Source organism: Vulcanococcus sp., assembly GCF_044369115.1.
Taxonomy (GTDB): domain Bacteria; phylum Cyanobacteriota; class Cyanobacteriia; order PCC-6307; family Cyanobiaceae; genus Vulcanococcus.
In genome coordinates, this window is record NZ_JBIPMN010000024.1 from 1 (window position 1) to 18,418 (window position 18,418).

Sequence of the window (18,418 nt, forward strand, 5' to 3'; positions counted from 1 at the left end):
CGGCTGGCGGCGATGAGCCACCGGCAGCTGCAACCGCTCCACCCTGGACGCGGGGCCTGAATCTGAGGTGAACACCGGCCACGACTGCGACACCTGCCGTAGGCGCAGCTGCTGCAACGCTTGCAACGCCGCGCTTTGCGCCACGATCTGTTGGCGCCACTGGGCCGCCAACTGCAGGCCGCCATCGAGATTCAGCACCAGGTTCTGGCTGGGCACCGCGCGCAGCAGCTCAATCGTGGTCACCTGGCTCTGGCGGGCCAGCAACTCCTGGAGTGTCTGGAAGAGGAGTGGACCGGCGCTGCTGCCCTGCTCGGTGCTGATCAGCTGATCGAACTCCTCCAGCACCCGCTGGCCGGCCCAGCTAGCCAGAAACTGCTGGGCAAAGGAGCGGTCTTGAACCAGGGGAGCGCGCAGGACGCGCCGGAGCTGCTCCCGGCCACGCGGATCGAGCAGATCCAGCCAGGCGCGCAGATCCCCATTCACATCGGCTGGCGAACGGCTCCAGGCCTCCAGGGCCACCAGATCAATGGGCAGACGCAAGCCATCGAGCCGCACCTCGAGCTGTTCCGCCGCCCGGGCAGGGGTCAGCCACAGCAGGCCAGCCAGCAGACTGCGCAGCACCGCACGCAACGGTCGACGGGTTGGCACGAGCACAGATGCTGTCAACAGGCCGGCAGTGGTGGCACCAGTTTCCCGCGCCGCTGCGGGAGCTGGCCACTGTGCGGCTGGTGGCGAGTTTCGGCGCAGGAGGGGTGCTTTATCTCACCCCGATGGTCTTCCACCAGGCGGATTTCTCCGCTTCACAGGTGGGCAGCGGCCTGGCCGTGGCGGCGTTGGCGGGGACGTTTGGCCGCTTTGCCAGCGGCTGGTTGCTGGATCTGGGCCTGACCTGCGGCCTGCCCGTGCTCTTGGCCGGCCTGTGTGGCTTTCTTGGCGACGCACTGCTGCTGGGGGCGCAACACCAACAGGGCTACGTGGCTGGACAGGTGCTGCTCGGTCTGGCCGGTGGGCTCTATTGGCCCGCGGTGGAGCTGGCTGTGCCGCTCTGCGCTCCGCCGATGGCCTCGGCGCGGGGCTACGCGCTCTCGCGCACAGCCGATGCAGGCGGCGTGGCCGGCGGCACCCTGGCCGGCGCCCTGCTGGCGCAGCTCGGGCACCTGCGCGGGGTGTACCTGGTGGATATGACCGCGATCGTGGCCCTGGCTGCTCTGCTGCTCTGGCGGCCGCTGCCGCGGGCCCTGCAGGCTGGCCGCACCGGCGTGCCGCGGGTGACCTGGGGCCAATGGTTGCCGGCTCTGATGCCCATGCTGCTGCTTTCGGTGGTGGCCACGGCGATTCCGGCCTTAATGCAGAGCGCCCTGCCGCTGGATCTGGTACGGGGCGGGCTGGAGCGCGATGCCCAGCCGGAAGCAATCAGCGCCCTGCTGATCGGCGTTCCCCTGGCCCTGCTGTTGCTGATTCAGTGGCCCGTGGGTCAGGCCCTGGCACGCCGCTCGGTGGCGGTGGGCCTGGGGCTGAGCATGGTGTGTTTCAGCGCCGGCACGGTTCTGCTCGCCCTATCAGCGCTGAGCGATCAGGGCATCGTGCTGGTGGTGCTGGCCCTGATGCTGCTGGCCCTCGGGCAGGCGGCCTTCCTGCCCACCTCCACTGAAGCGGTGGTGGAGCTGAGCCCTGAAGGCCATGGCGGCCTGGCCATGGCGCTGTTCTCCCAATGCTTCGCCCTCAGCGCCTTCGGGGCACCGCTGCTGGCTGGCCTGCTGCTCGATGGCCAGGGCCACGGCCTGCTGCTCTGGCTGCTGATGGCTGTGGTGTGTGGGCTGTGCCTGCTGCTGATCGGGCCCATCCGCCGCCGGGCCCACGTGAAGGGTTGAAACCAAGGCAGGCCAAGCGCAACACATGCCCGCGGGCGCGGTAGCCCACACAATCAGAGTAGTGATGCCGTGCCCATGGCTGTTCACGATCACGGTCGCCGTCACCCGCAACAGCACATCGGCCGAGCGGGGCTGGCCTCTGCCTTCCGTTGGAGCATCCTGCTCAACACGGCGCTGTCGCTGGCGCAGATCGTGATCGGCATCGGCTTCGGCTCCCTGGCGCTGATCGGCGATGCCCTGCACAACCTGGGCGATGTAGCCGGGCTGGCGCTCGGATGGGGGGCAGAGCGCCTCAGCACCCGCCCGCCAAATGGACGCTTCACCTACGGCTTTGGCCGCAGCACCCAGCTGGCGGCCCTGAGCAACGGTGTGCTGGTGGCGATGGCCTCAGCGGTGGTGGTGGTGGAAGCAATCCAGCGCCTGCACAACCCGCAGCCGCTAGTGAGCGGGCCGGTGGCCTGGGCCGCGGCGGCCGGCATCGCGGTGAATCTGGGATCGGCGCGCCTGTTCGGCCATGGCGGGCACGGCAGCCATTCCCACGACCTCAATCGCCGCGCGGCGATGGTGCATCTGATCACCGATGCCCTGGTATCGCTGGCGGTGCTGCTCAGCGCCTTACTGGTGGGCCTCACCGGCTGGCACTGGCTCGACCCCCTCACCGCCATCGGGGTGGGCATCGCCGTGGGTTACACGGGGCTCGTGCTGATCCGCGATGCACTGGTGGTGCTGCTGGATGGCATCCCCAGCCACATCCAACCCGAGCAGGTGCGCGCCACCCTGCTGGCTCTCCCGGGGGTGGTGGATGTGCACCACGTGCACATCTGGAGCCTGAGCACGAGCCAGGTGGCTCTCACCGCTCACGTGTGCCGCCGCGACAGCGGCATGGACGACCTGGAGCTGCTGCACCGCGCCAAGGACGCACTGGCCGCCATCGGGGTGGAGCACAGCACGTTGCAGCTGGAGCCGGGCTGAGGGCCGAGGCGCTCAGCCCTTGCTCACCTTGGCGGTCCAGGCCTCATGGGGCAGGGGCTCGGTGCCGTACTCCCAGTCGTCGTAGTCGGGATCGTTGCGGATCTGCTGGTGCACCTGCTTCTGCGCCTCGAAGTCGTGCTGCTGGGTGGCGTCCTGGGGGGTGGGACCGGCGGCCTGCTGCTCCGTCATGGGGCTCCGTGGGGTACGACCATTTTGAGGCAAACCAACTCGGGCGGCGCCCCAGCAGGAGCGAGCCCCATGGCGATCACCAGAGGCCGCGCACCGGTGCGGCGGAGGGAGCCGATTCCGACACCTGGGTGTAGACAGCGATACAAGCCGGGGTGTTCACATACCAGCTCAGCAGCGAGGTTTTGCGCTGGATGTTGGAGGCATCCACGTTGCACACATCCATCGCGCCCTGCAGACGCTCATCCACCGGCAGCAGGTCCATCATGCCGAAACCAGAGAGGTTCCCATCCACGGAATCGAGAATGATGGCGCTGCGTACGGCCTGCAGGCTGTTCTGCTGGCTGTAGTAGGGGGTGTAGTTGTTCTGGCCGATGCTGTTCTTCAGGAACTGCACGCCTTTATCGCTATAGAGGAAATCAGCCACAGCCACCACGTCCACGGAGTAGCTCTTCGACAGCCCCTGCTGCAGCTCATCCTGGCTGTAGCCGGAGCGGGAGATCAGCCCGTTGGGCACCGGAGTGTTGTTGGTGCCGCTCAGGGGATTCAGCACATCGGAGCGGGGACCGATGCAATTGACGCACACGGTGCGGGCCGTGAGGGGGATGGCCTGGGCGGCTGCGCCGCCGAACACAACGGCAGCACCAGCAAGACTCGCAAAAACCTTGATCACGGGAGGGAAAGGGGGTTCCTTCCTTGACTAGCCACTTTCCGCTCACAAGGCATCAATCTGTCAGTGTTGATCGGAAGAGCGCAGCGGACCTGCCGCAAACAACAACCGCACCAACGCCCGAGAGGCCCAACAAGCCAAGCCTTTGGAGAAAAACAGTCCTTACAACCTCTCGTAGAGCCTGGCTGCAGCTGAGTCCTAGACGTTGAACAGAAACTCCATCACATCGCCTTCCTCCACCACATATTCCTTGCCTTCGGCCCGCAGCCAACCCTTGTTGCGCGCTTCGGCCAAGGAACCCGCTTCCAGTAGCTGCTTGTAACCGATGGTTTGGGCGCGGATGAAGCCGCGCTCGAAGTCGGTGTGGATCACGCCAGCCGCCTGTGGGGCGGTCATGCCGGCTTTGATCGTCCAGGCGCGGGTTTCCTTCTCACCGGTGGTGAAATAGGTGCGCAGACCGAGCAGGCTGTAGGTGGCGCGGATCAGACTTTGCAGGCCGCCTTCGTCCACCCCAAGACCCGCCAGGAATTCAGCGCGCTCCTCCTCGGGCAGTTCGATCAACTCAGCCTCCACCTGGGCGCTGATGCGCACGGTGCCGGCACCTTCCTGTTGGGCCAGGGCTGCCACTTCCTCGCAATAGGCATTACCGGCGGAGAGATCGTCTTCGCTCACGTTGGTGGCATAGATGATCGGTTTGGCGGTGAGCAGCCCAAGGGGCTTGACCATCGCCGCCTCTTCATCGCTGAGCTCGATGCTGCGGGCCGCACCGCCCTGCTCCAGCACAGCCTGAATGCGCTCCAGTGCCGCATCCTCCACCTGGGCCTCCTTGCTGGTGCGCACCTGCTTCTTCAGCCGCTCGCGTCGCTTCTCCACCTGGCTCAGATCCGCCAGGCCCAGTTCCAGGTTGATCACTTCAGCGTCGCGGGCTGGGCCCACCGAGCCGCTCACGTGGATTACGTCGTCGTTTTCGAAGCAACGCACCACATGCACGATCGCGTCGACTTCGCGGATGTTGGCCAGAAACTTGTTGCCCAGACCCTCGCCCTGGCTGGCGCCTTTCACCAGACCAGCGATGTCCACGAATTCCACGCGCGTGGGGATCAGCTCCTTGCTGCCGCTCAGATCGGAGAGCTGCTGCAGGCGCGGATCCGGCACCGACACCACACCCGAGTTGGGCTCGATGGTGCAGAACGGATAGTTGGCCGCCTCCGCCTGGGCGTTGGCCACGAGGGCGTTGAACAGGGTCGACTTGCCCACATTGGGCAGTCCCACGATTCCGGCTTTAAGCATGCGGGGAATCTACGAACTGCCCCCCAACCCTTCGCCGGTGATCCACCCCACAACCCAGGGGTGCGACCAGGAAGACTGGTGTGAGCGCAGGCGCAGGACCATTCCCTCCTCAATGCTCCAGTCCCCTCCCACCCGCGAGGGCAAGCCGCTTCCGGCAACCGCGCGGTTCAGCCCCGGCTGGCTCCAGCGCAAACGCCTCTGGGCTGGACTGATAGCCGGCGTGCTGGTGGTTGGAGGGGGCAGTGCCCTACTGAGCCAGCGCCGCAGCAGCAGCCAGCAGCGCAGCCTGGACACCTACACCGTGCTGGCCCGCCAGGGCAGCCTCCCCGGCGTGATCACCGCCAGCGGTGAGCTCGAGGCTTTCCGCAAGGTGAATGTGAGTCCCAAGCGTCAGGGGGTGCTGGAGAAGCTGTTCGTGGAAGAGGGCGACAGCGTGCAGGTCGGCCAGGCCCTCGCACTGATGGATAACGGCGATCTGAACGACCGCCTCGAGGAACTACGCGCCCAGGTGCGCTCCGCCAAGGCTCAGCTCAACCGCAGCCAGAGCGAGCTGCAGCGACGCGAGGCCCTGATCCGCCAGGGGGGCATCAGCCTTGATGACTACAACAGTTCCCGCTCCACCTATCTGGTGGACAAAGCGGCCGTGGAAGCGGCGCAGCAGCGGCTCCAGCAGCGCATGAAAGAGCTGGGCGACCTAACGGTGCGTGCGCCCTTCACGGGAGTGGTAACGGCCCGCTTCGCGGATCCAGGCGCCTTTGTCACGCCCACCACCTCGGCTTCGGCATCGGCCGGTGCCAGCAGCTCATCAATCGTGGAGCTGGCCCAGGGGCTGGAAGCCGTGGCGAAAGTGCCCGAGAGCGACATCGGCCGCATCCAAGCAGGCCAGAGCGCCTCGGTGCGGGTGGATTCCTTCCCAGATCGTCGCTTCCCGGCCAGGGTGCGCCAGATCGCTCCCCGCGCCGAAAAGCTCAACAACGTCACCTCGTTTGAGGTGAAGCTGCAGCTGATTGATCCGCCGCCGGAACTGCGCATCGGCATGACCGCCGACATCGACTTCAACACCGGCACCCTGGCTGCCCGCACCGTGATCCCCACCGTGGCGGTGGTGACCGAGCAGGGCAAACCCGGAGTGCTGCTGGTGGGGCCCGGCAATCAGCCCACCTTCCAGGCCGTGACCCTAGGGGCCAGCAGTGGCAAGGACACCCAGATCCTCGAAGGCCTCAAACCCGGCACCCGCGTGTTCATCGACCTGCCGCCCTGGGCCAAGAAGAAGCGCGAGTGATGCAGGGCGGTTCAGCCCGCGGCCTGGGTGAGGAAGCGGCGAATCACCTCCACGATCCGCTCGCTGGCCTTGCCATCACCAAACGGGTTATGGGCTCGCGCCATGGCGTCGTAGGCGTTGGGATCCTCCAACAGCAGTGACGCCTCCCGCAGGATGTCGGCGCTGGCGGTGCCGATCAGCTTGGCGGTGCCAGCATCCACCGCTTCCGGCCGCTCGGTGGTGCGGCGCAGCACCAGCACCGGTTTTCCCAGGGCTGGGGCCTCCTCCTGCAGGCCACCGGAATCGCTGAGCAACAGCGTGCAACCCCGCATAGCCGCCACCAACTGGTCGTAATCGAGGGGTTCGGTGAGGAAAGCCCGCGGGTGATCGCCCAGCAGCGCCTGCAGCGGTTCGCGCACGGTGGGGTTGCGGTGCAGTGGCAGCAGCAGGGCCGTATCGGGGAAACGCTCCAGCACCGCCAGGAAGCCCTGGCCGATCTCCTGCAGCCGCTCCCCCCAGTTCTCTCGCCGGTGCACCGTGGCAAGGATCACCCGCTGCCGCGCGAAATCGAGGCCGGGGTGCTCAAACGGCGGCGCCTTCTCCGCCATCAGCAGCAGGGCATCGATCACCGTATTGCCGGTAACGCACACCTCGCCCACCACGCCGGAGGCACGGCAGTTGGCGGCGGACACCTCCGTGGGGGCGAAGTGCAACTGGGCCACCTGCGAGATCAGCCGTCTGTTCGCCTCCTCCGGATAGGGATCCATGATGTTGTCGGTGCGCAGGCCCGCCTCCACATGCCCCACCGGTACCTGGGCATAGAAGGCGGCCAGGGCTGAGGCAAATGCTGTGGTGGTGTCGCCCTGCACCAACACCAGATCCGGCTTCTGCTGCTCAAACTCGGCCTGCAGGCCCTGAAGAGCCCCGCAGGTGATGTGGGTGAGCGTTTGTTTGGGGGCCATCAGCGCCAGGTCGTGATCAGCCTGCAGACCGAACAGCTCCATCACCTGGGCCACCATTTCGCGGTGCTGACCGGTGAGCACCACCCGCGTGCGGAAATCAGAAGCCGCCTGAAAGGCCTGAATCACCGGCGCAAGCTTGATGGCCTCCGGGCGCGTGCCCAACACGATGCAGACGTTGTGGGGAGTGCTCACAGGGGCCGGCCATGTAGCCGGATCCTAAAGATGGCGGGCGAATTCCCTGGGCATCGGCTGCATCCGCCGCGAAGCTGGTCTCAGCGATCCCAGCCGTGGTGAGTGCCAGCTCTCCGTTTCCCCCCAGCCTGTTTCCCTCGCTGACAGAAAGCGCAGCGGCCCCTGGGCCGCTGCCGGCTCCACCAACCCAGAGCAGCAACGCGCCAGGCGCGCTGCATGGCCCCCAGCCCGGCAGCCTGGAGGGCATCGTGAAGATCGCCGATGCCAACGGCTTCTCCGATGTGCATCTCGGCGTTGGCGAAGAACCGAGGTATCGGGCCCGCGGCGAGATGCTGCGCACCGGCTGGCCAATCACGACTACCGCCACCTTCCACGGTTGGCTGCGGGAGATGCTCAGCCCGGCTCAGATCGATGGCTTCGATCGCGAGAAGGAATTCGATGGCTCCCACGCCTTCCCTTTTGTGCGGGTGCGCATCAACTTGATGGATTCGCTGCGAGGCCCGGCCATGGTGCTGCGGCTGATCCCTCAGCAGATCGCCACTCTGGAGGATCTCAATCTGCCTTCCGTGCTGCAAGATCTGGCCTCATGCCCCAAAGGGCTGGTGCTGATCACTGGGCCTACCGGATCGGGCAAAAGCACCACCCTCGCCGCGATGATCGATTGGATCAATCGCAACCGCAGCTGCCACATCCTCACGATTGAGGATCCAGTGGAATTTGTGCACGAAAGCCGGCAATCGCTGATTCGCCACCGGGAAGTGGGGCAGCACACCCGCCACTTCCACAACGCGTTGCGTGCAGCCCTGCGGGAAGACCCCGATGTGATCCTGATCGGCGAAATCCGCGACGGTGAAACCCTGGCCACGGCAATCGAGGCCTCGCAGACGGGCCACCTGGTGTTCGGCACGCTGCACACCAATTCGGCCGTGAAAACCGTGGAACGGGTGCTGGGGATGGTGCCGCCCAACGAGCAGGAGAACATCCGCAGAGCCGTTTCAGAAAGCCTGCTCGGAGTGATCGCTCAGGGTCTGCTGAAAACAACAGACGGCAAAAGGGCCGCCTTTCACGACATTTTGATCAACACAGACGCCTGCAAGGACTACATCCAGCGCGGTGAACTGGCGGAGATCGAAGAAATCATGGCCCGCAGCTGTTTCGACGGCATGCAAACCGCCAATCAGGCGCTGCAGCAGCTGGTGGAGCAAGGCCGGGTGGCAGCCAATGACGCGCTGGCTCAGAGCCTCAGGCCAAACGAATTGGCCCAGGCGCTGCGCGGCAAGAGCTAGGCCTTGCCGGCGAGGCGGGCGATCAGCAGCACGCTCAGGCCCACCGAGAGGCCGAGCATCGCCATACGGCCGTTCCAGATCTCAGCTTGTGGCGTGAAACCTCGTTTCCATTGATTGAGCTCTTCAGGAGCTGCTTCCACCACGTCTTGAGCCAGGTCGGAGGGCTCGGGTGCCGATTGAGCCGAGGCCATGGCTGATGCCGATGAGTCTTAGGAGCCTAGAGAAGTTAGAAGGCAGGCTGCGGTTCGTAGAGAACCGGCGCCTCCTCGAGGGCCAACCGGGGCGCCACGGCCAAATCGATCGGGCTGCAAGCACCGCCGCTGAAGCGCTGCTCAGCCGCCACGGCGATCATCGCGGCGTTGTCGGTGCAATAGGCGAGCGGCGCCAGACGCCATTGAATTCCGAGCTCTCCGCAGCGCTGCTCCAACCGCGCGCGCAGGCGCCGGTTGGCCGCCACACCACCCACGAGCACCAGGGTTTGCAGGCCCTGATCGCGGGCGCAGCGGGTGGTGCGCTCCACCAGCACATCCGCCACCACCTGCTCAAAACTGGCCGCCACATCCGCCAGCGGGAAGGGCTCGCCGCCGCGTTCAGCCTCCGCCTTGAGCTGCTTCGTCAGGCGCAGCACGGCTGTTTTCAAGCCGCTGAAGCTGAAGTCGTAGGGATGGACCCCCCCCTCGGGCAGCGAAACGCGCCCTTTCGGCAACGGAAAGCGCCGCGGATCACCCTGCTCAGCCGCGATCTGGATCGCCGGCCCCCCGGGATAACCCAGATCAAGCAGGCGGGCCACCTTGTCGAACGCTTCGCCGGCGGCGTCATCACGGCTGCGGGCTAGGCGCTGGTACTGGCAAGGGCCATCCACACGGATCATTTCGGTGTGCCCGCCACTCACCAACAACACCAGATAGGGCCCTGGCGGCAGCGGATCGCCCAGCTGCACCGAGCAGAGATGCCCCTCGAGGTGATGCACGGCCACAAACGGTTTGTTGTGAAGCCGCGCCAGGCTCCGCCCCGTCACCGAACCAACGAGCAAGGCACCCACCAGCCCCGGAGCCGCCGTGGCCGCAATCGCATCGAGCTCGCTGAACGCCAGGCCGCTCTCCGCCATCACCTGCTCAATCAGCGCCGGCAGAGCCTCCACATGGCGGCGGGAGGCGATCTCCGGCACCACCCCACCCCAGCGCGCATGCTCCTCCACTTGGGACGCCACAGCGCTCGCGAGCACCCGCTGATCGCGCACCACAGCGGCCGCTGACTCGTCACAACTTGTTTCGAGGGCCAGCAGGGTTGGCATCAGCTTTGAACGACCCTCGTACTGTCCGTAAGTGACATCCTGCCGTGCAGCAGCTGGACCCGATGCGCCGCCTCTTTGCTGTTCTGATTTCTGCCCTGCTGATCTTCGGCTTCGCCCCTGTGGCCAAAGCCGATGTGGCCGGTCTGACCCCCTGCGCTGAGAGCGCCCGCTTCCAGCAGCGCGCCGCTGCTGCCATCACCGACCAGGCCAAGGCTCGCTTTGCGATGTACAGCCAGGCCTCCTGCGGTGCTGATGGCCTGCCCCACCTGATCGTGGATGGCCGCCTCAGCCACGCCGGTGATTTCATCATTCCCGGCATCGCCTTCCTCTACATCGCTGGTTGCATCGGCTGGGCCGGTCGCAACTACCTGATGGCAATCCGTGGCGATAAAGACGCCACCATGAAGGAGATCCAGATCGATCTCTCCCTGGCCTTCAAGAGCACCCTGGCAGCTGCCACCTGGCCGCTTGCTGCGTTCGGCGCCCTCACCAGCGGCAAGCTCACCGAGGCCGACGACAAGATCACCGTCTCCCCCCGCTGATCAGGCAGAGGCCTGAACGCATTCCCCCTCATCCAACGACACACCAGCGATGAAGAAGTTCCTCACCACTGCACCGGTGTTCGCAGCCATCTGGTTCACCGTGACCGCCGGCATTCTGATCGAATTCAACCGCTTCTATCCCGATCTGCTCTTCCACCCGATGTGAGCAGCAGAAGGCTGAATCCATAAAAAAGCGGCTCTGGTGAGCCGCTTTTTTTGCGCCCAAGCGCTTACCGGTTCAAACCCATCAACTGCTCCAGCTGGGCCAGAGCGTGATCCAAATCGTCGTTCACCAGAACGGCGTCAAATTCGGCCTCAGCAGCCAATTCCACACGAGCCCGCTCCAAGCGTCGGCTGATCGCCTCTTCGCTATCCGTGCCTCGACCACGGATCCGGCGCTCCAGCTCCTCAAACGACGGAGGCTTGATGAAGATCTGGAAGCCGCTGGGAAAGCTCTGGCGCACCTGGCGGGCTCCCTCCAGCTCGATCTCGAGCAGCACAGGGCGGCCGGCAGCCAGGTATTGCTCCACCGGCTCCCGAGGCGTGCCGTAGCAGTTGCCAGCGAACTCGGCCCACTCCAGCAGGCCTGCCTGGGCCACCTTGGCCTCGAAGGCGGCGCGATCCAAAAAGAAATAGTGCTGCCCCTCCTGCTCGCCGCTCCGCGGCGAGCGGGTGGTGGCCGACACCGAGAGCCAGATCTGGGGATGCCGCTGCAACAGCGCCGACACCAGGGTGCCCTTGCCAACCCCGCTCGGACCTGTGATCAGAAACAGCCGGCCGGCAGCGGAGGCCTCAGCAGCCATGAACGATCGATCGCGGCCCTGCAGAGTAGGTGTGCCGCCGCAGCCCGATCGCCCTAGCCCATGGCACCTGCCGCGCTCCAGGCCATGGACCTCACCAGCCTGCGGGCTGTGCTGAGCGAACTGCAGCCGCTGCTGGTTCCAAGCCGCTTCGAGAAGGCCCAGCAAGCCGACAGCCACACCTTGCAACTGGGCTTTCGCACGCTGCAGCAGCGCCTCTGGCTGGAGCTGAGCTGGCTGGCGGAAGCTCCGCGTTGTTTCGCGATCGAGCCACCCCCGCGGCAAGGCGATGGCAGCACACTGGCCCTACAACTGCAGCACGGCCTGGGGGGCTTGGCCCTGGTGAACCTGGCGCAACCCGGCTGGGAGCGGGTGGTGGAGCTGGGCTTTGCCGCACGGCCCGGTGAAGCGATTCAGCGCTGGTTGGTGCTGGAGCTGATGGGGCGCCACAGCAATCTGTTTCTGCTCGATGAGCAGCGGCGCGTGGTGGCGGCAGCCCGCCAGGTGCGCCCACAACAATCGCGGCTGCGGCCGATCGGCACGGGCGACACCTACAGCCCGCCGCCACCCCTGAGCGGTGAAGTTCCCAACTCCGGTGAACCGTTTGAGCGGTGGCGCACGCAACTGAGCCTGCTGCCCCTGCCCCTGCTCAAGGCCCTGCAGAGCGCCTACCAAGGCATCAGCCCAGCCCTGGCACTGCAGCTCACCGGCGACACACCGGGGTGCAGCGAAGCCTGGCTGGCCCAACCGGTGGGCGAGCTGAGCAGCGCGCAATGGCAGGAGCTCTGGCAGCGCTGGCAGACCTGGCTAAAAGCTCTCCAAGACAATCGGTTTGGCTTCAGCCCTGGGCGCTGCTGCTCCTACCGCTGCTGGCAGCAGAGCCTCTCAAACACAGATGAAACACCAAGGGAGCCCGATCCGCTCGCCATCAACCAGGCCCTGGCCGCCTATCACCAAGAGCGCCTCGGCAGCCGGCAGGTGCTGCAACGCCAGCATCAGCTGCGGCAGCGGCTTGAGCAGCAGCTCAACCGCGAACGCCAGCAACTGGAGCACCAGCAGCAGCTGCTGGATCAGGTGGAGAACAGCGATCAGCTACGGCAGCAGGCCGATGCGCTGCTCTGTTTGCCGCAACCGAGCCGTGACCAGGTCGCTGAAGCTCAGGTGCTCTACAAACGGGCACGCAAACTGCGGCGCTCCGTGGCCGCGATCACGCCGCGGCTGGAGCAGCACCGCCAGCGGATTGAGCAGCTGGAAACCAGCCTCACCTTTCTGGAACAAGGGCCCAGTCACAGCCATGGGGCCGCCCTCGCACATCTCCAAACCTTGGAGGAGGAATGCGCCAATCTGCAGGAGTCTGGTCGAACCAACCGCTCGCAACGCCGCCAGCAGGCCAGCACCACCCCCAACCCGCTAGAGCTCGCCAGCCCCAGTGGCCTGCGCCTGCAGGTGGGCCGTAACCACCGCCAGAACGAATGGATCAGTTTGCAGCAAGCGCGCCGCGGCGATCTCTGGTTCCATGCCCAGGAGTGTCCGGGCAGCCATGTGGTGCTGAAGGGATCCGAAGGCCTCAGCGCCGAGGGGGATCTTCAGGCCGCTGCCGATGTGGCCGCCCACTTCAGCCGTGCCCGCGGCAACAGCCGGGTGGCGGTGGTGATGGTGCCCTGCGAAGAACTCCAACGCATCCCCGGTGCTGCGCCGGGCACCGTGCGCTATCGCGGTGGTGCGGTGATCTGGGCCGATCCGGGTCGGGCGGCCTCTCTACTGGCCGCAGGGGCCCGTAGCCTCTGAAGTCATGAGCGAGCGCGACAACAGGCCCGAGGGCAACACCGTGCTGCCCGCCCCAGCCCCCATTCGCATCGAACCACCCAAGGTGGCAGACACCCCGCCCACGCCCGACGAGGAGTTCCCGGGCGAGGTGGAGATGACACTGGTGGATCACCTCGAGGAACTACGGCGCCGCATCCTGCGCAGCCTGCTGGCGGTGGTAATCGGAGCCGGTGCCTGTTTGCTGCTGGTGAAACCGCTGGTGCGGCTGCTGGAGGTGCCGGCCAAAGGCATTCATTTCCTACAGCTGGCGCCGGGTGAATTCCTGTTTGTGTCGATCAAGGTGGCCGGCTACACCGGCCTGATCCTGGCGCTGCCCTACGTGCTCTACGAGGGCCTGGCCTTTGTGCTGCCTGGTCTCACGCGCCGGGAACAGCGCTTAGTGGCTCCAGCGGTGGGGGGCTCCGCCGTGCTGTTCATGGCCGGCCTGGCCTTTGCGTGGTGGGCATTGGTGCCTGCCGCACTGAACTTCCTCGTGAGCTACGGCGCTGATGTGGTGGAGCCGCTCTGGTCGATCGAGCGTTACCTGGATTTCGTGCTGCTCCTGATGGTGGCCACCGCCCTGGCCTTCCAATTGCCGGTGCTGCAGATGCTGCTGGCAGCCCAGGGGATTGTGAAGGCGCAGACGATGCTCAGGGCCTGGCGCTTCGTGGTGGTGGCCTCCGCGTTGGCAGGCGCCGTGCTCACCCCCTCCACCGATCCGGTCACGATGCTGCTGCTCAGCGGCGCCATCACCGCCCTTTATCTGGTGGGCGTGGGCTTGGCTCGGATGGTGCAACGGGCCTGAGCGCTAGATCAAAAATTCACTGGCGCGGCCTTCCGGCAGGTCGAGCGCGAGGTTCATCGCCTTTCCCAGCCGCGGTTTATCCGTGGTGGTGAGCAGCCAGCCGCGCACCTGCGCAGCGACGCCAAGGCCATTGAGCGTGGCCACCAACTCCTCGAGCTGGGCTTCGTATTGCTCAGCCGTCATCGGAAACGACTGCTGCTCGAGATAACCCCACATCACCTGCAGATACAGGCGTCCACGGCGCACGATCAACTGCAGGTCGTAGGAGGCCTGCCAACGCTTGCGGAGGATCTCGAGCACCTCAGCGCGGCTGAGTGGAGCTTCGGGCGGCAGGGTCACGGGGGCGGTGGCGCGCAACAGCATGTTGCAGGCTGCCGGCGCTAGGCCTGTGCGGCCAGCGGGAGCCGGAGGGGCAACGTCCATAATGGGCGCCACGTTGCAGTGGCCACCACGCCGCCCCGTATGACCCAGATCCCAGCAAGCGCCTCGAGTGGTGACGTGCCCGGAATGGGTCGTCGTCAGTTCATGAACCTTCTGACCTTCGGGTCGGTGACCGGCGTAGCGCTGGGTGCTCTCTACCCGGTGGTGAACTACTTCATCCCCCCCAAGGCTGCAGGCTCCGGTGGCGGCACCGCTGCCAAAGATGAGCTGGGCAACGCCGTGACCGCCACGGGTTGGCTGAGCAACCACCGTGAGGGCGATCGCAACCTGGTGCAGGGCCTGAAGGGTGACCCCACCTATCTGATTGTTGAGGGCAGCGATGCCATCGGCAGCTACGGGATCAACGCCATCTGCACCCACCTGGGTTGCGTGGTGCCCTGGAATGCGGCTGCCAACAAGTTCATGTGCCCCTGCCACGGATCCCAGTACGACGCCACCGGCAAGGTGGTGCGCGGCCCTGCCCCCCTCTCCCTGGCCCTGGCCCACGTGTCGGTTGAGAACGACAACGTGTTCCTCAGCCAGTGGACTGAAACCGATTTCCGCACCGGCGAGAAGCCCTGGTGGGTCTGATCTCCTCTCCAGTCGTCTCCCCCTCGCCTTTCCGCCCCATGCGTCGCCCCTTTTCCCTGCTGCTGAGCTCGCTGCTGGCTCTCGGCACTCTGCTGTTCGCCCCCCAAGCCAGCTGGGCCTATCCGTTCTGGGCTCAACAGAACTACGACTACCCGCGTGAAGCCACCGGCAAGCTGGCTTGCGCCAACTGCCACCTGGCCAAAAAGCCCACCCACGTGGAACTGCCTCAGGCCGTGTTCCCCGATGAGGTGTTCAAGGTGGAAGTGGAGATCCCCTACGACACATCCGTGCAGCAGCTGGCTGGTGATGGCAGCCGCACCGGCCTGAATGTGGGTGCCGTTGTGATGCTTCCCGACGGCTTCACCCTCGCTCCTGCCGATCGCCTCACCGACGAGCTCAAGGAAGAAACCGCCGGTGTTTATGTGACCACCTGGAACGAGGAGAACCCCAACATCCTGTTGGTGGGTCCTCTGCCTGGTGATGACCACCAGAAGATCGTGTTCCCGATCCTCTCGCCTGATCCCGCTACAGACAGCAACATTCACTTCGGTAAATACCAGCTGCACGTGGGCGGCAACCGCGGCCGCGGCCAGGTGTACCCCACCGGTGAGAAGAGCAACAACAGCGTCTACACCGCCGCCACCGCCGGCACCGTGCAGGCCATCAACGCTGGCGACAACGGTTCCACCAACGTGGTGATCCAAACCTCTGACGGCAACACCGTCACCGACACCATCCCCGCTGGCCCCACCCTCACCGCTGCAGTGGGTGATGTGGTTACCGCCGGTGCCGCTCTCACCAACGACCCCAACGTGGGTGGTTTTGGTCAGCTTGACGCCGAAGTTGTGCTGCAGAACCCCAACCGCATCTATGGCTTGCTTGCCTTCTTCGCCGCGGTGGCACTGGCCCAGATCATGCTGGTGCTGAAGAAGAAGCAGGTAGAAAAGGTTCAGGCCGCCGAAGGCATCTGATGCCCCTCGCTCTGTTCACCTCTCCGGGGCCCTTGCTGTTTCAGCTGGGGCCCTTTTCTCTGCGCTGGTATGGCCTGCTGATCGCCATCGCGGTGCTGCTCGGACTACTGCTGGCCACCCGCCTGGGCAAGCAGCGGGGCATCGACCCAACCCTCATTGCAGACCTGCTGCCGATTTTGGTGTTGGCCGCTGTGATCGGCGCACGGCTGTACTACGTGACCTTTGAGTGGCGGCAATACCAACTGAACTGGCTGGATGCCCTGGCCATTTGGCGCGGCGGCATCGCCATCCACGGTGCGCTGATTGGCGGAACCCTGGCCGTGATTCTCTACAGCCGCTGGCGCCGGATCGCCTTTTGGAATCTGCTCGACGTGCTGCTGCCCTCGGTGGCGCTGGGCCAGGCGATCGGCCGCTGGGGCAACTTCTTCAACTCCGAAGCGTTTGGTCTGCCCACCGATCTGCCCTGGAAGCTCACGATTCCCTACGCCAACCGGCCAGTGGAATTTCTTGATCAGAGCACCTTTCATCCCACCTTCCTGTACGAATCGCTCTGGAACCTCGGGGTGCTGGCTCTGCTGTTGGTGCTGTTCGAACGCGGGATCCGCGGCAAAATCAACCTGCCGGTGGGCGCGATCAGCTGCCTCTACCTGGTGGCCTACAGCTGTGGGCGGCTTTGGATCGAAGGCCTCCGCATTGATCCGCTCTGCCTGATGGGCACACCGCCCTACTGTGACGGCGGCCTGCGGATGGCTCAGTTGGTGAGCCTTGCGCTGATCGCCCTGGGCGCCTTCGGCCTTTACTGGCTCTACGGCCGGCGACAAGCGCTGCCCGATCCCAGTGGAGTGCAGGCATGAGCGGCAAGGTGTGGATTGTGGGAGCAGGACCGGGGGCCCCCGATCTACTCACCCTTCGGGCTGCGCGGACAATCGAGCAGGCCGAGGTGCTGATTTGGACGGATTCGCTGGTGAATCCGCAGCTGGCGGCGATGGCCCCAGCTCACTGCGAACGAATCCGCACCAGCACCCTCACCCTGGAAGAGGTGATGGCGTTGATGCTGGATCGAGTGGCAGCCGGCCAACGGGTTGTACGCCTGCACGACGGCGACACCTGTCTGTACAGCGCCCTGCATGAGCAGCTCTGCCGCCTGGTCGATGCCGAGGTGGAGGTGGAGGTGGTGCCTGGCTTGAGCGCTTACCAGGCCACAGCCGCTGCCCTGCAGGCCGAGCTCACCATTCCGGGACTGGTGCAAACCATCATCCTCAGCCGAGCCGGAGGGCGCACGGGCGTACCGGAGCGGGAAGAGCTGGAGCACCTGGCCTCCTTGCAGGCCTCGCTTTGCCTTTATCTGAGCGCCCGCCATGTGGAGGAGGTGCAGGCCGAGCTGCTGCGCCACTACCCGGCCGAGACCCCCGTTGCGATCGGCTACCGGGTGAGCTGGCCCGACCAATGGATCCAGGTGGTGCCGCTCTCGGAGATCGCGCGCATCAGTCAGGAACGGGACCTGATCCGCACAACGCTGTATGTGGTGAGCCCTGCTCTGGCAGCGCCTGGTGCAGCCCGCTCTCGCCTCTATTCCGCCAGTCATCACCACCTGTTCCGTGGTGGCGCCTGAAAGGCGGAAGCAAGGCAGGCGATGTTCTAAAGTCTGAGGGCGCGAGCGATCAGCGCACGCGGGCGATTAGCACAGTGGTAGCGCACTTCCTTCACACGGAAGGGGTCACTGGTTCGAATCCAGTATCGCCCATTTAAAGACTTAAAGATTCACAAATGGCGTGGATCCAATAGTTTACTGGAACAAATCATCAGAGTTCCGCACCGGACATCGCCAGTGCCGATGAGATCTTGGGTGGTGTTGACCAACAACTCCACTTTTCAGCATCAGCCTGGAACAGCGCTGTTTTCACGGCACAATGTCGGCAACGACCCAGCTGACTCCACCGTGAACGCCAGTGAGTCCAACCCTTCCAGCGCTGGGAACAACGATCCCCTGGCCGTGCTGGGGCAGAGCCTCCGTCAAGCACGTGAGCAGCGGGGGCTGAGCGCTGCAGCCCTGGCCGCTCAGTTGCGCATGGGCGAAGAACAGCTACACGCCCTGGAATCTGGAGACCCGAAGCGGCTGCCGGAACTGGTGTTTGTGATTGCCCAGGCCCGCCGCGTCGCAGCAGCGTTGGGCATCGATGCCACACCCCTGGTGGCGCCGATTAAGCAACTCAGCAGCCAGCTCAAACCGGCGCCGGCACCGCTGAGCTCGACTGAACCCGCTGGCCGCCAACGCCCCCGCGCCCGGCTCAGCGCTCAGAGCTACACCCAGCAACCGCGGCCGCGCGCCAACCACTCCGGCGCTGCGCTCCGCTGGCTGGGGAGCCTGGCTCTTCTGGCCGGGGTGGGGGCCGCCGGGGTGTGGGGATGGCAGCGAGCTCCTCAGATGATCAGCCTGCTGAAACCTCAGATGCCAAGCCCGGCCCAGCCCAAGGCCGCTGCCGTGCCCGTTGCAGCCAA

The 18,418-nt window shown here is 65.5% G+C and carries 22 protein-coding genes and 1 tRNA gene; 14 read left to right on the forward strand and 9 right to left on the reverse strand.

Translation table 11 applies throughout. The features are described from left to right. A partial coding sequence (locus ACIQ2E_RS02990) for an alpha/beta hydrolase (protein ID WP_398325955.1) occupies nt 1-666 on the reverse strand: 666 nt, incomplete at its 3' end. Here ACIQ2E_RS02990 and ACIQ2E_RS02995 point away from each other — a divergent pair. Both ACIQ2E_RS02995 and ACIQ2E_RS03000 read left to right on the forward strand, forming a co-directional pair. Further along, nucleotides 657-1,871, forward strand: a complete 1,215-nt coding sequence (locus ACIQ2E_RS02995) for an MFS transporter (protein WP_398325958.1) — start codon at nt 657-659, stop codon at nt 1,869-1,871. The genes ACIQ2E_RS02990 and ACIQ2E_RS02995 overlap by 10 nt on opposite strands. 75 nt (nt 1,872-1,946) lie before the next feature. Further along, nucleotides 1,947-2,843, forward strand: a complete 897-nt coding sequence (locus ACIQ2E_RS03000; RefSeq protein WP_398325961.1) for a cation diffusion facilitator family transporter — start codon at nt 1,947-1,949, stop codon at nt 2,841-2,843. 12 nt (nt 2,844-2,855) lie between these two features. Here ACIQ2E_RS03000 and ACIQ2E_RS03005 read toward each other — a convergent pair whose 3' ends face one another. From ACIQ2E_RS03005 to ychF, 3 genes are all read right to left on the reverse strand, one after another. After that, nucleotides 2,856-3,032 carry a hypothetical protein gene (locus ACIQ2E_RS03005; protein WP_398325964.1) on the reverse strand — a complete coding sequence of 59 codons (177 nt, stop codon included), beginning with the start codon at nt 3,030-3,032 and terminating at the stop codon, nt 2,856-2,858. A 76-nt stretch (nt 3,033-3,108) separates the two neighbouring features. After that, the gene (locus tag ACIQ2E_RS03010) at nt 3,109-3,702 is read right to left on the reverse strand and encodes an alpha/beta hydrolase (protein ID WP_398325967.1); all 594 of its coding nucleotides are present in this window, start codon (nt 3,700-3,702) and stop codon (nt 3,109-3,111) included. Between the two features lie 195 nt (nt 3,703-3,897). Then, nucleotides 3,898-4,989 (reverse strand): redox-regulated ATPase YchF, encoded by a 1,092-nt coding sequence (gene ychF / locus ACIQ2E_RS03015; RefSeq protein WP_398325969.1) that lies wholly within the window; start codon nt 4,987-4,989, stop codon nt 3,898-3,900. Nucleotides 4,990-5,101: 112 nt separating this feature from the next. On the opposite strand from ychF, the gene ACIQ2E_RS03020 reads away from it, so the two are divergent. Next, complete coding sequence (locus ACIQ2E_RS03020) at nt 5,102-6,271, forward strand: efflux RND transporter periplasmic adaptor subunit (protein WP_398325972.1); 1,170 nt, start codon at nt 5,102-5,104, stop codon at nt 6,269-6,271. An 11-nt stretch (nt 6,272-6,282) separates the two neighbouring features. Here ACIQ2E_RS03020 and wecB read toward each other — a convergent pair whose 3' ends face one another. Beyond that, entirely contained in the window at nt 6,283-7,404 is a 1,122-nt protein-coding gene (gene wecB / locus ACIQ2E_RS03025) for a non-hydrolyzing UDP-N-acetylglucosamine 2-epimerase (RefSeq protein WP_398325975.1), read from the reverse strand. A 98-nt stretch (nt 7,405-7,502) separates the two neighbouring features. On the opposite strand from wecB, the gene ACIQ2E_RS03030 reads away from it, so the two are divergent. Further along, nucleotides 7,503-8,690 carry a type IV pilus twitching motility protein PilT gene (locus ACIQ2E_RS03030; RefSeq protein ID WP_398325978.1) on the forward strand — a complete coding sequence of 396 codons (1,188 nt, stop codon included), beginning with the start codon at nt 7,503-7,505 and terminating at the stop codon, nt 8,688-8,690. Here the strand turns inward: ACIQ2E_RS03030 and ACIQ2E_RS03035 are convergent. Beyond that, entirely contained in the window at nt 8,687-8,881 is a 195-nt protein-coding gene (locus tag ACIQ2E_RS03035; protein WP_296447315.1) for a high light inducible protein, read from the reverse strand. The genes ACIQ2E_RS03030 and ACIQ2E_RS03035 overlap by 4 nt on opposite strands. 35 nt (nt 8,882-8,916) lie before the next feature. Then, complete coding sequence (tsaD, locus tag ACIQ2E_RS03040) at nt 8,917-9,984, reverse strand: tRNA (adenosine(37)-N6)-threonylcarbamoyltransferase complex transferase subunit TsaD (protein WP_398325982.1); 1,068 nt, start codon at nt 9,982-9,984, stop codon at nt 8,917-8,919. A gap of 62 nt (nt 9,985-10,046) precedes the next feature. On the opposite strand from tsaD, the gene ACIQ2E_RS03045 reads away from it, so the two are divergent. Together ACIQ2E_RS03045 and psaJ are read left to right on the forward strand one after the other, a co-directional pair. Continuing rightward, nucleotides 10,047-10,526, forward strand: coding sequence for a Photosystem I reaction center subunit III (locus ACIQ2E_RS03045; RefSeq protein ID WP_398325985.1), 480 nt, complete (start codon nt 10,047-10,049; stop codon nt 10,524-10,526). Nucleotides 10,527-10,575: 49 nt separating this feature from the next. Then, on the forward strand, nt 10,576-10,692 hold the full coding sequence (gene psaJ / locus ACIQ2E_RS03050) for a photosystem I reaction center subunit IX (protein ID WP_010303754.1): 117 nt from the start codon (nt 10,576-10,578) through the stop codon (nt 10,690-10,692). Between the two features lie 64 nt (nt 10,693-10,756). Here psaJ and gmk read toward each other — a convergent pair whose 3' ends face one another. Further along, nucleotides 10,757-11,329: a guanylate kinase gene (gene gmk, locus ACIQ2E_RS03055; RefSeq protein WP_398325988.1), complete on the reverse strand. Its 573-nt coding sequence runs from the start codon at nt 11,327-11,329 to the stop codon at nt 10,757-10,759. A gap of 60 nt (nt 11,330-11,389) precedes the next feature. Here gmk and ACIQ2E_RS03060 point away from each other — a divergent pair, with 60 nt between their 5' ends. After that, nucleotides 11,390-13,114 carry an NFACT family protein gene (locus ACIQ2E_RS03060; protein ID WP_398325991.1) on the forward strand — a complete coding sequence of 575 codons (1,725 nt, stop codon included), beginning with the start codon at nt 11,390-11,392 and terminating at the stop codon, nt 13,112-13,114. A gap of 4 nt (nt 13,115-13,118) precedes the next feature. Beyond that, entirely contained in the window at nt 13,119-13,937 is an 819-nt protein-coding gene (gene tatC / locus ACIQ2E_RS03065; RefSeq protein WP_398325994.1) for a twin-arginine translocase subunit TatC, read from the forward strand. A 3-nt stretch (nt 13,938-13,940) separates the two neighbouring features. Here the strand turns inward: tatC and ACIQ2E_RS03070 are convergent, their stop codons facing one another. Continuing rightward, complete coding sequence (locus ACIQ2E_RS03070) at nt 13,941-14,300, reverse strand: DUF3067 family protein (RefSeq protein WP_398325997.1); 360 nt, start codon at nt 14,298-14,300, stop codon at nt 13,941-13,943. A gap of 99 nt (nt 14,301-14,399) precedes the next feature. Between ACIQ2E_RS03070 and petC the strand changes: the two genes are divergently transcribed. From petC to ACIQ2E_RS03100, 6 genes are all read left to right on the forward strand, one after another. Continuing rightward, nucleotides 14,400-14,948: a cytochrome b6-f complex iron-sulfur subunit gene (petC, locus tag ACIQ2E_RS03075; protein ID WP_217796401.1), complete on the forward strand. Its 549-nt coding sequence runs from the start codon at nt 14,400-14,402 to the stop codon at nt 14,946-14,948. A 38-nt stretch (nt 14,949-14,986) separates the two neighbouring features. Next, nucleotides 14,987-15,919, forward strand: a complete 933-nt coding sequence (gene petA, locus ACIQ2E_RS03080) for a cytochrome f (RefSeq protein WP_398326001.1) — start codon at nt 14,987-14,989, stop codon at nt 15,917-15,919. Continuing rightward, nucleotides 15,919-16,773 (forward strand): prolipoprotein diacylglyceryl transferase, encoded by an 855-nt coding sequence (gene lgt, locus ACIQ2E_RS03085; RefSeq protein WP_398326004.1) that lies wholly within the window; start codon nt 15,919-15,921, stop codon nt 16,771-16,773. Before petA ends, lgt begins: the two co-directional genes overlap by 1 nt. After that, a complete protein-coding gene (cobM, locus tag ACIQ2E_RS03090) occupies nt 16,770-17,531 on the forward strand; it encodes a precorrin-4 C(11)-methyltransferase (RefSeq protein ID WP_398326007.1) in 762 nt (253 codons plus the stop codon). The genes lgt and cobM overlap by 4 nt, the downstream gene beginning before the upstream one ends. A 60-nt stretch (nt 17,532-17,591) precedes the next feature. Next, nucleotides 17,592-17,663: transfer RNA gene (locus ACIQ2E_RS03095), tRNA-Val, on the forward strand. 195 nt (nt 17,664-17,858) lie between these two features. After that, on the forward strand, nt 17,859-18,418 hold a 560-nt coding region (locus tag ACIQ2E_RS03100; protein ID WP_398326009.1), incomplete at its 3' end, for a helix-turn-helix domain-containing protein.